A 14,966-nucleotide genomic window follows, 5' to 3' on the forward strand; every position below is an offset into this window, starting at 1 on the left:
GGCTTAATGGAAAGTTGGTTTTGTATTTGGAAGTTTTGGCATAACCAAAAGATTACGCATTTTTAATCCCAAACCCGCTGTAGTGCCAGAACGTTGGCAAGCATTTTAAAACCGAAAACACACAGAAAAAGTATATGAAAAAAGGTTGCTTATATTCTTTAGGGATTTCCCTCATTTTACTTTTAGGTTTTATTTACATGCTTCTTCACGCATTTGACCCCGAATATGATAAAGTTGAAATAGAACAGAATATTGGAGGAATATTAATTTGTAATTCTGTTTATAATTCTGATATTCACGACTGGCAGTATGACATCAATTATGAATATCAGTCACAAGACAATAAAATATATAAAATTGGGAATGGAACTTACCATACTAGAGAATGGAACAGAAATGAACAATTAAAAAAATACGGTAATTGGTATATCCTAAAAACAGGAGATTGGTACGGAACAGACAAAGTTATAATTGGAAATTTCACATCAAAAAAATGGAAAGATTATGAATTTACTCCAGAGAATATTGAAAAGGAAAAATTGTGGAAAGAATTAAATATTAAAAGTGTAAAAACTTACTCCCCATCAGAATGTTTTATAACAAAAATTAACAACGGATTTGTCAATGTCAAATACAAATTTAGAATTGACGAAACAAGAACGAAACTTATGGACGAAAGAAACTTAATTTATGAGATTGATAAAGAAAGTGGAAAGCCATATTTGAAAAGCATAAGTAAATAAAAAAACGCCTGCCAACAGCTGTTTTGAGCTAGCTGGAGTTTAGTGGAATTTTCGTTCCGCATCAAGTTTCGTTAAGCCGAAAATTGAGCGTTTACGAGCTTCCAGCCATCTCAAAGCAGCGAGACGTTGGTGGCAAGTTGCGCCGAAATTACGCAGATAACTCCGATTTTAAAATAAACATTTGTTTCCGCCGAAAGTTTACAAAGCGGAAGCGTGAAAATTAGAATGTACCAATAGAAACGTAAAAAGTTGAAACTTAGCAAGCGGAAACGTGAAAATTGGAAGTGTGAAAATTGGAATTTCGACAAAAGAATACATTTATGTTAAACAGAAAATAATCTGTCAATGTTTAAAATATGAAACGAAAATTAGCATTTGGATTTTTAAATAGTATAATACAAACTGTATTTTATTCCTTCCTTCTTGCTCTAGTTTATTTAACGATTACTCCAAATCAAAAACTAATTATAGGAACTGTTTTCCCTTTTATTATCCTTGCTTTTTTCATCATCGTGTTAATTCAAAACGTGCTAACTTAAATATTGAACAGAAAAGCATTTAGTCGAATATTTTTTATCTTATCGGTCGGAATATTTTCATTACCTATTTTTAATCCATTTAGAATATGGCTTTCACTGTTGTTTTGTTTACTAATCGTTATGATTTTATTAATTCCAAATTTATAAAAAAGCATTTCGTGAGAATTGAAACGAAAACTTGAAAACAGCGAACCGAAAAACAGAAGCGTGAAAACTTTGAGGAAAATCGTAATTTCGACAAAACAACCTGCCACCAACACACGCTACAAGCAAGCTGGGCAATTGGTTTAATTTGAAAAAAGTTTGTATTTGATGCATTTGTTTTTAACCGAAAGATTACGCATCTTTAATCCTAGCCTGCGTGTAGCGCGGGAACGTTGGCGGTAATGTTAAAAAACTAATGAAAGAAATAAAACTATATAAATCACCATTTAAGTCTTTACGATTATTGGTTTTAACTTCAATTCTTGTAATTCCAAGTATTTGGTTAATAACAAAAGAGAAAGAAACCGATAAAATAATTTGGTTTTGTCTGTGTTTCTTTGGGTTTGGATTTTTATTAAGTCTCTTTAATATTTTAGACAGACGAGCTCAAATAATCATAACAAAAATCGGAATTCGGGATATAACCTTAAGACAAGGAATTATAAAATGGGAATATATTGAAGATGCAAATGATGTTCAAATATTTAAGCAAGTTTTTGTTGCATTAAAAACCAACGAAAAATTTGTGATTAAAAAGAAATTATATGAATGGACTAAATATTTAAACAATGTGGTCGGAGGAGCAGAAGTGAATTTAAATTTTAGCTATATAAAAGTTGATATGGAAAAACTTATCACTTTTATCAACATAATGAAAAGCGAAAATATCGAAAACAGAGAAACGATAATGGAAATGTATGAAGATAGAATTAAATAAAAACACAACCGCCAACAGCTGTTTTGATATAGCTGGAATTTAGTGGAATTACCGTTTCGCATCAAGTTTTCATTAATCCGAAAACTGAGCGTTTACGAACTTCCAGCCATCTCAAAGCAGCGGGACGTTAGGCACAAGTTGACAACCAAAATTATGAAGAAGAAAATATTTAATAGAAAACTAATCTTTTAATAATGCAGTTTAACCCACGAAAACTCGATATGCAGAAACGTAAAAGAGTCTATTAAAATCAATACTTTATATTTCCTAAATAATAAATTATCTCTTTATGAAACTATTTTTCAAGTATTTGCTTTACAATATTGTGTTTTTCTCAGCTGTTATAAATGCACAAACTAACCAAAAATACAGTGGCTTATTTTGGTATAAAAGTAATATCGCTTCTAACCAAAACCTAAAAGATTCGGTAAAATCAGTCCAAATGAAATTTAACGAACCCAAACAAAGTTTGTCTGATGCTCAGAAAGGTGATGCTATTATGCATAATAATATTCGAAACTCGGATATCTATTATGATGAATTTCAAAGACATAAATCTAGGGCATACGGTGTTGTTCCAGACCAAGAATATAAATCTTATGATCCTGAAAAATCAGATAATTATGAATACAATGATAAAGATTGGCTGGAAAAAAGTAAATACAAAACTGCTTTAAAACAATACTACCCTGTATATAATTACAATTTGCTGGTAAAACTGAATCAAATTGAAGTTCCTAAAAAAGAAGATGCGTTTGGCGAAGACGGCAAAGTATGGCAGAATTATAGAGAATATATATATATGATAAACAGGGTAAGATAATTGAGGAACAACAATATAATGTGTTTAGATTTGGCAAAAAAACATTACATAAAAAATACAAAAAAGAGGATTTATTTACCCGTAAACTTTTTATCTATAATGACAAAGGCCAAGTAGTCAATCAGAAAATCATAGCTGGATTAAATGGTAAAGAAATAGGGTCATATACCGATATGGGTACAGAATGTGGCTTTTGTGAGGATTTACAATTACAATATCAATATGATCAATTGGGGCGTATCACGCAAGTTACCATGTATGGTTGCGGTAGGATAGTTGATAAAGAAGAATACGGCTACCACCCAACCAAAGATTATGTGGAAACAGTGAAATACTATGTTACAGGACCGGGAGAAATATCTAATCCTACACAAAATTTTATAAAAACGTTTAACGAGCAGGGAGATATGATTAAAAAGGAATTTATTCCTAATAATCCCAAACAACGTATAAGAGTAAAAGAAAATTTTTATAGTTATGAGTACGACAGCCATAACAACTGGATCAAATGCAATATGTATCTTGAAGGTACAAAAGAAGGAGAACCTACACTCGTTGCAGAGAGAAAAATAGAGTATTATAATTGAGACTTGAAAATTAAACTTCCCGGGATTGTAAATTAGAAGGTTAGCATAAAAATATATTGTATTTAATTATTTCTTAAATAAGAGAAATGTGAAAAATGTAGTTAAAACAGAACTAAGATTGACAACAACCTGCGCCTAACCGCCGTTTGGCAATATGGCGGTATTTGTCTTAATTTAAAGATGGTTTTGTACTTGGAAAATTAGTTATAAACAAGAAATTTGGGCTTTTTTAATCCACCACATCGCCAAGCGACCAAACGTTGTAAGCAAGTTTGCACCAAAACTGCAATAAATTAACCGCAAATGGAAAAGTATCTGATTCTATTTATTATAAGTTTAAGTTTGTCTTCTTTTGGGCAGAATTGCTCTATGCTGAAAAACGGAAAATACGAAATCCAATATGACGCAAAAGAAAGAAATTCTAGTTTAATTGAAATAAACGGAAATCACTATTATACTGACCACGATGACGGAAAAAAAGACTACGAAATTATAACGCTGAGTAATTGTAGTTTCAGATTAAAAAATAATAAAAAGGTTGATGAATCTAAACTCACAGAATTTCAAAACATAATCTTCAAACAAAAACCTTATTTTGAAATTATAAAAGTTGAAGGAAGCGTTTATTACTTTGTTTGCAGAATAGATTTACATGTTCAATGTGGAACTGGAAAGTTTATCAAAAAAGAAGAATAAAACCAGCTTACAGCAGCCATTTTGAGCTAGCTGAAATTTAGTGGAATTAGCGTTTCGCATCAAGTTTTCGTTAAACCGAAAACTGAAAGGTTACGAATTTGCAGCCATCTCAAAGTGGCAAAACGTTATAGGGTAGTTTTTCGCTCCGAAAAGAACCGAATGAATTTCAATAAAAATATAATGAAATATGGAAAAAAGAGTTAAAAAAAACTCTGATTATTGGTATGATATAATTATGGGAGCAATTTTAACTTTCATAATTATTTATTTTATTGGAAATATTATTTTGACAAAACTAGAATTAGAATTTTTGAAAATTTATTACTTATTATTCTGCATAATCGTTGTAATTTATTATCAATGGAAAGATGATAATTTTGAAGCCTTAGATACTAAACTAACAGCGGAAGAAAACTTCGAATTAACCCTGAAAACTTTAAAAAAACTAAATTGGGAATATGAAAAAGATTCAGGTGAAATTAAACTCACTTGTAACAAATATTTATTGAAATTTCTAAACGTAATTATTATTCCAAAAAAAGAAAAAATATATTTTAATTTTAAATATCATTCAACTTTAAAAACTGGAAGATTGCCTTTCTTTTTTGGAATTAGTACATTTTTAAAATGGAAATTTAAAGATAGATTAATAACAGAATAAATATTAAACCGCCCTATAACAGCCACTACAACGGATTTGGGCAATAGGCTTAATGGAAAAATGGTCTTGTATTTGGAATGATTTTACAAATCCGAAAATAGGGCTTAATTTAGTCCAAAACCCGCTGTAGTGCCAAGACGTTGTGTGCAATATCTACCAAAATGAGTAAAACAACATTTGACAACATAACAAGAAGTGCTCTTTGGACGTCATATAAAAATATTTGTTTTTATTGTAGTCAACCATTAGATTGGGGAGATTTGCATATTGATCATATCATTCCCGAATCTCTTTTACATAAATTTGAAAAATTTGAAGAAATTAAACAAGACTTTGGATTAGATAAAAATTTTAATTTAAACGAATTATCTAATTTGGTTAATTCACATAGTAAATGCAATCATAGAAAAAGTGATGATCTTTTCTCTAAAAGTACAACGTTATTTTATCTTTCAATTACTAAAAAAAAAGAATCAAAAATCAAGATTGAAATCGAAAAATTAAAAAGAAATAAAAACAAAGGTTTAATTCTATCGAAATTACAATCTGCACTTTCTGCAAATACAATTGATGCAAAGGATTTAAAAAAAATCTTAATCGAAGCAGAAAAGCACAATTGGAGTATCAAAGAAATTAAATTACCGTTTGGTGTAGAATTTATAGATGAAATCTATGATACTTTTTACCTTGATACAGACTTTTCTAAATTACTTGACAATAAATTATTAATACATAATGAAGAAGAGTCGCTAGAGTTAGCAAATGACAATGATGAAAAAATAAATGTATCAACTCTAAATGAATGGAAAAAAGCCACAAAAGAAGGCTATTATCCACTCACAACTTATGCAATAAAATCATCTTCTACATTTACATTTTTCGAAGAATTAATTGAGGTTTTAGAAAAAGCAAAAATGCCGAAAGTTTCATTTATAGACAATCCTTGGATAGAAATTGATATGTTAGAATATTTATCACCAAATATCCTTATGGATGTTGAAAATGAATTAACGGAGTATATAGAAAATGGTCTATCAATTGGTGATTTAATTAAACAAGGTATTGTTAAAATTAATCCGCCACATATTTATAAAATAAGTTTAGAATTTGGAGGTTTTGAAACGTCCCTAATAGAGCAATTTAGGGCAGATTTTAACAATGATGGAATTGAAGATATTTTCGTGAGAGGTTGGACAAGAGCAACAGGTGGGACAATGGGCTTTGGGTTTACAACAATACTAACAAAATTGTCCGACAAACATCTAATTGAAAGAGAATGATACTGCACACAACACACGCTGCAAGCGATTTGGGCATTTGTCTTTATCTGAAAATTGGTTTTGTATTTGGAAGTTTTGGCTTATCCGAAAATTAACGCTAATTTAGTCCCAAACCGCGTTTAGCGCGGGAACGTTGGCAGTAATTTCACAACAGAATCGTAAATGGAAGAATTAGAAAAAATATCCATTCAAATTACAGAGCTAAAAATTATAGTCTCTAAAATTGATTTTGACACAAAAAACAGTTTAGTCGCAAAAAACAAAAATTTACAAGACATTCTATTTGAGTCAACTAAATTTTATTATAATTTTTCAGATGAAGCTAAATTGTTTGAAAAAAAAATTAATGTTATTCTTTCTGAAAAATTAAAAAGTGTAATTGGAATTTTTCGAACTAAAGGTTATTATCATTCTGATCTTTTTAACCATAGAATTCCTTATCATCCTATTGAATGTTTCTTCTCATTAGAATTTGTAAAAATTTTAATCAACTTTGGAATATCTAAATCAGATATAGAAGATGGCTATTTTGATCACGAAACTCAAAAATTTAATAATATCACAATTGAAGAAGTTTATAATCAAATTCCTCAAAAAGATAACTTATTAATTTATTGTATTTCTTTTGCTGAATGTTGTGGAGGTCGAAATTTATTAATTTTAAACGGTAATGATGAAAATGTAGTTGGCTATGACAATCACGGTGCTGAAAAAGAATACATTCACAATGGCGAAATATATTCATATACAACATATTTGTTACTCGAAAAAAGTCAAACTATTTTTGATATGATTTCTGATGATATAATTATGATTAAAGAAAAAATTGAACCATATATAAACATATATTAAATTTATGATTTTAGCTTTTGATCCCTATTATTTTGAACAAAAAGCAAAAACAGTTTGTCTTGAATTTGCTGAATGGAATGAAAATAAAATCTACAAAATTTATACTGAAATAATAGATAATATTGAAGAGTATACTCCAGGAGAGTTTTATAAAAGAGAATTACCTTGCATTATTAGTTTATTGAATCAAATTGATCTAAAAAAGGTTGGAGCAATCATTGTTGATGGATTTGTTTATTTAGATGATGAAAAGAAATTCGGATTAGGCGGTTATTTGTATGAAAAACTAAATAAAAAAATTCCAATAATTGGTGTTGCAAAAACTAATTTTGCGACAATCGAAAAATATAAAAAGCCTTTATTTAGAGGTGAAAGCAAAAAACCATTATTTATTACATCTATCGGAATTGAACTTGAAGATGCTGTGAAGAAAATAGAAAGTATGGAAGGAGAATATAGAATTCCAACTTTACTTAAAGAACTTGACCGATTAACAAAGGAAAAATAAAAAACTACTGCCAACACACGCTACAAGACTGCGGAGAATTTAATACTTAAACTATGAGAAAACAATGAATTGGATTTCAATCATAAAAGAGAAATTAAAAATATACCCTAAAATGTCAGAAGAAGAAGTTATTCAATTTCAAAACGAAATTAAATCGCATATAAAAATATTAGAAACTACATCTGAATATCCGAAAGATGTTGCCTTAAAACGTATTGTCGAAATTTTGAAAGAAATCAAAACTAAATCTGACTTAAAAAAGCAGAAAGACTTAATTAATCGTATTGCTCTTGATAGTGTTGAAAATTGGGAAACTATAAATAGGATTGGCGAGTTTTTAAAAACTTATTAGACTTCGTAAAAATAATATTTAATAATTTGCACTACTGCTAACACACGTTTCAATCGATTTGCGGATTTAGTGGAATTACCGTTTTATTTCATATTTTCGTTAAGCCAAAAATACTCTGCTTCTAAGTCCGCAAACCGCTTGAAGCGTGGGAACGTTAGCAGTAATACCTTGAAATCGCATGAAAAAATCAACACTTTCAATTCTAACATCTACAATATTGACATTTGCTGTTTCTTGTAGTTCGATAAAAATTGATTCAAATACAACAAAAATTAAATTAGAATTAGGGTCAATTTACAATTTCACAAAGTATGAAGCTGAAATAAAATCAATTGATAAAACAAGAGATTATTTCGTTGATGTTAGCGAAGATATTTATCCATATATAAAAAATCACACTTTTGAAATTCCAAAAGAATTTATCTCAGAACCTGAAACTGGAATTCAACTTTTGAAACGATACTATTACACCAAAGACGGTAGCGTAAAAATGATTTCCTATGAATGGTCGGAATCGAGTAGAGAAAATAACTCAAATAAAAAGTTTAAAAAAATATTCGAGTTGTTAGAAACTGAAATCTCCAAACAACTTGGTAAAAGTTCTTTTAAAAATTTAGAAAGTAAAAATGTAAATGACTACGATACATATCGAGACGACATTAAATGGGAAAATTCAGAACTAAAAGCGTACATGTATAGATTTGGAGATAATGAAAATCGACACAACGAAATTAACATGGTGATATACATTAATTAAGTACTACTGCTAACAGGCGTTTGGCAAGATTGCGAATTTTGTAGTAAATTCACGTTTATTTCTCGCAAGAAATTTTATCTTTAATAGAAAATAATCTGTTCCGAAGTTCGCAACCTCGCCAATCGCCGGAACGTTACAAACAATTTTAGCCCAACATCCGCAAGTTAAGATATATGAATAATTGGAATGAAGAGTTTAGAGAATTAGTGTTTCCCGTTAATGAGGAATTTGTAAAATACGGATATTCAATTCAACGATTTATTGGACGTGATAAACTAAAACCTAGTGAAGCAGAAATTAAGAAAGCTTTATTGCTAAAACATGAAAATTTTCCGAAATCACTATTTAAGTACCGTGCGTTCGATAAAAATGATTATTGGAAATCTAATTTAGAAAGAAATGAACTATGGCTCTCTAATGCATCAAAATTTAATGACCCTTTTGATTCAGTATTAATTTCAAAAACAGACAGCTTTTTTGAGGATGAAGCTCAAAGAATTGAATTGATGAAAAATGATGATAAAATTGATCCAAAAATATTGAAAAGTTATCAGGAAGCATTTAGTTACATGCAGGAGAATAAAGAGATTATGTATGAAAAGAATAAGACAAACTCATACATTCATAATGTAGGCTCTCTAAGTGAAACTAATCAATCAATTCTTATGTGGTCTCATTATTCAGAAAACCATGAAGGAATGTGTATTGAATACGCTATAGATGAGTTGTCTAATGATGATATAATATCAATTTCGCTTTATCCTGTATTTTATCAAAATGTTGATAAAGATACTCCTGAAGATAAAACAAATGGGATAAAACTATATAAAACATTTGCTGTTCTTCGGAAAAGACAGGAATGGAATTATGAGAAAGAATGGAGAATTATTTTCCCTGCAATAGAAGGAAATAAAGTTATAATGCCTCGAATAAAATCTGTCTACTTAGGATGTAAAATAAACAATAAAAATTTGCAAGAAGTTATGAGGATTTCCAAAGCAAAAGGTTTTGATATTTATAAATCCCAGATAAAAAGTGACGGGACAGGACTAAACTTTAATTTAATAAAAAACTGTTTGTAACAGCTAGTGAGCTCAAGTTGGGTTTTGGTATATATTTTAAGTTGGTTTTGTGTTTGGAAAATTAGTGTTTAACTAAAATTAATTCTATTTTTAGTCCCAATCTGCACCTACTAGCGGGACGTTATGGGCGATATTTGAGGACCTAACAATTAAAAGATAAAATCGAAAGAAATGATATTGAGTGAAGCAATTTTAAACTGCAAGAATTATATAGACACTGAAGAAATTATACATTCAATTTTTGCAAAAAGAAATAATGGAAAATTTCTACCACATTCTGAAGCTTTAGTTTTGGAATTAACTCCTGAAGAAATGGAAATGCAGTTGAGCATAATAGCCGAAACAAAATGTCTAGGATTTGAATATTTTTTAGAAATTTTTGTTTTACAAGATTTTTATGATGACCTATTGAAAATTGAAGAATTCAAATCAGACGATAAAAAAGTTGAACGAATTATATACTATGCGGAATTTGATGCTTAATTAAAATGACTATACTTGAGAATCAAATTAATTTAATAGCCCAGAACAAAACTGAATTTGACAAAGGTCAAGAACTAATCTTGAAAAGTTCTGAATTTGATTTTAATGAAACATTTGAAATTCTAAAAAATTACATTTTTAATTCGATTCCAAATAAATCTGATTACAATTCTGACTCTTATCAAAAAGCAATTGTTAGCATTCCAATCAAACAAACTTTTACACCAATTATCATACTTAATAAATTTTCAACCAAAAATGCTTTTAAAAAATTAAGTGAATTATCTGAAAGTGAATATGAAAAAATAATCATTTCGCTTCTCTGGATTTTCAAAATTACAGATACTGAAAGACGAGAAACTGAATGTAAAAATGGATGTGGACATTATTGGCACAATATCACGTAAAAATACCGCCCATAACGCACGCTACAAGCAATTTGGGTATTAGGTTTAATTTGAAATTGGTTTTGTATTGGAAGATTTGGCAAATCCGAATAATGGGCTTAATTTAGTCCCAAACTGCTTGTAGCGCGGGAACGTTACCAGTAATTGTAACTCTGAAAAACGAAAACTGAATAAGTATAAATCACTATTATGAAAATTTTAAAAGGTTGTTTAGTAACGGTAATAGGTTTTGTTTTAATTTGTTTAGTTTGTTACTGTTTTTATAAAGATAGTGTGATTTCTAATTTAGAAAGCTCAAGTAAAAATGTTGAAGAAAATTGGAAAAAATACACCGAAAATATAAACTTAAGAAACGAGAAATTAATTCTTGAAACAATTAAAAATGACACTCTACAGTATTATTTAAAAGCTTCAATGGATATTGATAAAAAGGAATTTTCAAGAGAATTCGAATATATTGAATACAAAATCAATGAAAAGCTAATGTCAGAAAATATCGAAACTGACTTTAACGAAAAACTAAATACGAATGTTGATGTTTATAATTAATCGGTCAGAGCGTATAATGTTTATAGAGTAACTTTTCCAAATTCTCTAATTGCCAGAAAAACGAAATATCCAAAAAGTTTCAACTATTTCGATATTATTAGATATGGGATTGAAAACCAAAATCCGAAAGAGAAAAGGCAAAAAGTTGATAATTGGATCAAAAATGGAGGAATACGCCCAGAATAAAACAACTACTGGTAATACACGCTACGAGCAAGCTGGGCAATTGGCTTAATTTGAAGATGGTTTTGTATTTGATACATTTGTTTTTAACCTAAAGAATACGCATCTTTAATCCCAGCCTGCGTGTAGCGCGGGAACGTTATGCGGGAGTTGTGCCGAAATTACGCAGATGAAAACAATTAGAATATAAAAATTTGTTTCCGCAGAAACTTACAAGGCAGAAGCGTGAAAATTTTAATTTCAACAAAACACGTAATTTTGCTTAGACAGAAATATCATATATAGTTTGAAATATGAAACGAATATTACCATTTGGATTTTTAAATGGTATAATACAAACTGTATTTTATTCCTTCCTCCTTGCATTAGTTTATTTAACGATACCGCCAAATCAAAAACTAGTTATAGGAACTATATTTCCTTTTATTATACTTGCTTTTTTCATCATTGTATTAATTCAGAACGTGTTAACTTCAATATTCAATAGAAAAACATTTACTTGGATATTTTTCGTCTTATCAATAGGATTATTCTCGTTACCGATTTTTAATCCGTTTAGAATATTTCTTTCGCTATTGTTCTGTTTATTAATCGTTTTGATTTTATTAATTCCGAGGTTTATTAAGAGGAATTTCAGAACAATTGAAATGGAAAATGGAAAATTGTGAAGAAAAAAGTAGAAGTGTGAAAGTTGGATTTTGCCAACAGAAACGTGAAAAGTTAGCGGTTAAATCGGAATTTCGACAAAACAACCCCCGCATAACAGCCACTACAACGGATTTGGGCATTGGGCTTAATGCAAAGATAGTTTTGAATTTAGGAAGATTTGGCAAATCCGAAGAATGGTCATAATTTAGTCCCAAACCCGCTTTAGTGCCAGAACGTTGTAGGCAAATTAACCCTAAAGCAATCAATGAGACAGAATTGGAGAATATTCGAAGTTATAATATCAGGAATTCAAATTGGTTTGGGAGTTTTGGTACTGTTTGTAGTTACAACAACAATTATCGAATATTACACTGTACTTTGGCAAAATCCATTAATGGATCATAAAAGCATTCTTGAAGTAGGTTTTAGAAAAAATTATATTCTAGTTATTGTTGCTTTTATCTCAATTTCTTCAGGAATTTTATTGATTAAGAACTCTTTGAAAGGCTGGATTACAAGTATTGCTACATGGGTACTGTCTGCAATGTTATTGATGTTTAGCTTTTATAGAATATCCCAAAAGAATCCGACCGACTTGAACTTCATGTCAAAAACTATAATGAGCTTTACAATAATTGCATTTCTAGTAATAGCAATAGTTCTAAGCCATTCAGAATTCAAGCAAAAATATAAACCAACAGAAAGTAGCTGGATGATTACAATAGCAGTTATAATAACTGCAATTACATCGGCAAAATTTGTCTATTCATAAACTGCCTACAACAACGGTTTCGCAAGATTTGGGTTTTAGGCTTAATTTAAAGTTGGTCTTGTATTTGGAGAGTTTGTGTTTAACCGAAAAATAAATCTTAATTTAGTCCCAAACCTCGCAAAGCCGCGGGACGTTAGTGGAAAGGCTATCGCAAATCCGTAAATTCAATAACTTAATTAAAAATGGGGCAACGTACTCAAAATCACTTAATAGAAGACGAATCAAGACTTTTTTTTAAAAAATATTTGCCTAAGTATTGGGTTTGTAGAGACAAAAATGATGATTATGGAATAGATTGCGAAGTAGAAATCTTTAATGAAAATGGAGATACAACAGGATTAGTCTTTTGGGTTCAACTAAAAGGAACTGACTCAACAAAAGACAAAACAATAAAAAATATATATTTTAAAAATGAAAAAATTATTCAATTTATAAACTATGATATTCCAGTTTTAATTGTAAGATATTCAACATTTAAAAAAATATTTTATTACAGATGGTCTAAGAACATTACGAATTTTAAATCTGAAACGATAAACATAAATGTTTCATTTTATGAGCTAAATCTATGGAATGACGACAGTCATATTGAGATAATAAGCTATGTAGAAAAACAATCAATTATCAAACAAGGTAAAGTTAAGTTTCCAATTAAAACAGTTGTTTTAAGAGAGGATTACGATGAATCTAAATCAAATATTCCATATTCAAACATAACGAACGTAAAAAGATGTTTGGAATCGCAAAAGAAATATTTCTCCTTAACTAAAAACATAAATGATTCTCTACTTCAAATTAAGGTAGACAAAAATCAGATAGTAATGAGCTTTTCAGATTTTGCTTTTTCAACAATGAAAATTGATTTTTCTCTTTTAGAAGAAAAACACTTTGAAGAGCTTACTAAATACATATTAATAACTTTTGCCCAAACGCTTTTTGATATTGGAAAAAACAATCTTGGAAATGATTTAATTTTTGATAATGATTTACTTTCAATAATAAAAACGAAAAAAGAATACATAATTAGTATACTACATCATTTAATTCAAGGTAATTATTTTGAAGAAACAATGAGTGAACTAACTGCTTTTTTTCAAGAAAGCGAAGATGATAATTTACTAGAGATAATTTTAAGTGTTTTATTAATTTCTAACAAAAAGAGTTTTGACGAAAATAAATTACTTCTCTATGAAACGTTTTTAAAAGAACAATTAAATATATCTGAAAAGAGAAAAAATAAATTAGGAATCGCCACAGCGTCTTATAATCTTGGAAATTACAACCGTAGTAAGGGAAATTATCTTGAATCTCTAAAATTTTATTCAAAAGCAAGAAAATTCAATTTGGATTACAAATCTCAATCATATTTTTATTACGAATTAGCAGGTGTATTATTTCTATTAAATAAATTTTATTTCGCCAGTAAATTTTATTCAAAATCTATAGAGCTAAATACTGATTATCATTTAGCTAAAGCTTTGTTAGCAGATTCATTAATGTATTCAGGAAAATATTTAGCAGCACAAAATAAAATTGATGAATTTCTTAATGAGCAAAAAAACTTGCAAGATAATGATGAATGGTTTTTAAAATATTCTTGTCTTAAAACATTAATAGATAATGGTCATCCAACTTCACAAATTCGTGATGAAAAACTTGCAATACTACACACCAAAAGTGGAGATTATGAAAAAGCTTTAGAATGTGATTTTCTATATGATTTGGCTTGGTTTAATTATGGTATTCAAGAGTCAAAAGCAAATAATATAGAATCAGCTTTCATCGCTTTCTCGTTTTCCGCTTTACTTTGTAATAATGATATTGAAGCGTGGACTAATGCAACTTTATCAGGTTTTAATGAAAAAATAGATCCGACATTATTAATTTTTGTTATCAGAGTTGCTTACTATTATAACGGAATTAATTACTTAAATTATGTTTCTAATCAATTGAAATTAAATAATCCTGAAAGTTTAGATAACATAATGGAATTTATTGATAATATAGTTGAAGAAAAGAAAGAGGAGCCAATTATGATAAGATATTTTGACAATGAAAATGAATACACTAAAATAGATATAAAGCCTAGCCACTAACAGGCGTTTGGCAAGATTGCGAGTTT

General features: G+C 29.1%; 18 protein-coding genes. All 18 read left to right on the forward strand.

Going from position 1 to position 14,966, the window contains the following annotated elements; genetic code table 11:
* Positions 1-134 precede the first annotated feature (134 nt).
* The 18 genes from IWX80_RS13745 to IWX80_RS13830 all read left to right on the forward strand — a co-directional run bounded on the left by IWX80_RS13745 (position 135) and on the right by IWX80_RS13830 (position 14,940).
* Positions 135-743: a hypothetical protein gene (locus IWX80_RS13745; RefSeq protein WP_196853947.1), complete on the forward strand. Its 609-nt coding sequence runs from the start codon at positions 135-137 to the stop codon at positions 741-743.
* A 939-nt stretch (positions 744-1,682) separates the two neighbouring features.
* Positions 1,683-2,204, forward strand: a complete 522-nt coding sequence (locus IWX80_RS13750) for an STM3941 family protein (protein WP_196853948.1) — start codon at positions 1,683-1,685, stop codon at positions 2,202-2,204.
* A gap of 289 nt (positions 2,205-2,493) precedes the next feature.
* Positions 2,494-3,027 (forward strand): hypothetical protein, encoded by a 534-nt coding sequence (locus IWX80_RS13755; protein WP_196853949.1) that lies wholly within the window; start codon positions 2,494-2,496, stop codon positions 3,025-3,027.
* Positions 3,028-3,047: 20 nt separating this feature from the next.
* On the forward strand, positions 3,048-3,614 hold the full coding sequence (locus IWX80_RS13760; protein WP_196853950.1) for a hypothetical protein: 567 nt from the start codon (positions 3,048-3,050) through the stop codon (positions 3,612-3,614).
* 303 nt (positions 3,615-3,917) lie between these two features.
* Positions 3,918-4,310: a hypothetical protein gene (locus IWX80_RS13765; protein WP_196853951.1), complete on the forward strand. Its 393-nt coding sequence runs from the start codon at positions 3,918-3,920 to the stop codon at positions 4,308-4,310.
* 187 nt (positions 4,311-4,497) lie between these two features.
* Positions 4,498-4,971 carry a hypothetical protein gene (locus tag IWX80_RS13770; protein ID WP_196853952.1) on the forward strand — a complete coding sequence of 158 codons (474 nt, stop codon included), beginning with the start codon at positions 4,498-4,500 and terminating at the stop codon, positions 4,969-4,971.
* Between the two features lie 161 nt (positions 4,972-5,132).
* On the forward strand, positions 5,133-6,251 hold the full coding sequence (locus IWX80_RS13775; RefSeq protein ID WP_196853953.1) for an HNH endonuclease: 1,119 nt from the start codon (positions 5,133-5,135) through the stop codon (positions 6,249-6,251).
* Between the two features lie 162 nt (positions 6,252-6,413).
* Complete coding sequence (locus tag IWX80_RS13780) at positions 6,414-7,103, forward strand: hypothetical protein (RefSeq protein ID WP_196853954.1); 690 nt, start codon at positions 6,414-6,416, stop codon at positions 7,101-7,103.
* Between the two features lie 4 nt (positions 7,104-7,107).
* On the forward strand, positions 7,108-7,611 hold the full coding sequence (locus tag IWX80_RS13785; RefSeq protein ID WP_196853955.1) for an endonuclease V: 504 nt from the start codon (positions 7,108-7,110) through the stop codon (positions 7,609-7,611).
* 112 nt (positions 7,612-7,723) lie between these two features.
* Positions 7,724-7,963 carry a hypothetical protein gene (locus tag IWX80_RS13790; protein WP_196853956.1) on the forward strand — a complete coding sequence of 80 codons (240 nt, stop codon included), beginning with the start codon at positions 7,724-7,726 and terminating at the stop codon, positions 7,961-7,963.
* 178 nt (positions 7,964-8,141) lie between these two features.
* A complete protein-coding gene (locus tag IWX80_RS13795; protein ID WP_196853957.1) occupies positions 8,142-8,720 on the forward strand; it encodes a hypothetical protein in 579 nt (192 codons plus the stop codon).
* Between the two features lie 173 nt (positions 8,721-8,893).
* A complete protein-coding gene (locus IWX80_RS13800; RefSeq protein WP_196853958.1) occupies positions 8,894-9,802 on the forward strand; it encodes a DUF2971 domain-containing protein in 909 nt (302 codons plus the stop codon).
* 171 nt (positions 9,803-9,973) lie between these two features.
* Entirely contained in the window at positions 9,974-10,285 is a 312-nt protein-coding gene (locus IWX80_RS13805) for a hypothetical protein (protein ID WP_196853959.1), read from the forward strand.
* 5 nt (positions 10,286-10,290) lie between these two features.
* Entirely contained in the window at positions 10,291-10,692 is a 402-nt protein-coding gene (locus tag IWX80_RS13810) for a DUF5958 family protein (RefSeq protein WP_196853960.1), read from the forward strand.
* Between the two features lie 189 nt (positions 10,693-10,881).
* Positions 10,882-11,241 (forward strand): hypothetical protein, encoded by a 360-nt coding sequence (locus IWX80_RS13815; protein ID WP_196853961.1) that lies wholly within the window; start codon positions 10,882-10,884, stop codon positions 11,239-11,241.
* 49 nt (positions 11,242-11,290) lie between these two features.
* On the forward strand, positions 11,291-11,476 hold the full coding sequence (locus tag IWX80_RS13820) for a hypothetical protein (protein WP_196853962.1): 186 nt from the start codon (positions 11,291-11,293) through the stop codon (positions 11,474-11,476).
* Positions 11,477-12,337: 861 nt separating this feature from the next.
* Complete coding sequence (locus IWX80_RS13825; RefSeq protein ID WP_196853963.1) at positions 12,338-12,844, forward strand: hypothetical protein; 507 nt, start codon at positions 12,338-12,340, stop codon at positions 12,842-12,844.
* Between the two features lie 182 nt (positions 12,845-13,026).
* Positions 13,027-14,940, forward strand: a complete 1,914-nt coding sequence (locus tag IWX80_RS13830; RefSeq protein WP_196853964.1) for a DUF4365 domain-containing protein — start codon at positions 13,027-13,029, stop codon at positions 14,938-14,940.
* The last annotated feature ends 26 nt before the right edge of the window (positions 14,941-14,966 follow it).

The sequence above is a fragment of the Flavobacterium sp. CAN_S2 genome (assembly GCF_015752255.1).
In the GTDB taxonomy this organism is placed as follows: Bacteria; Bacteroidota; Bacteroidia; order Flavobacteriales; family Flavobacteriaceae; genus Flavobacterium.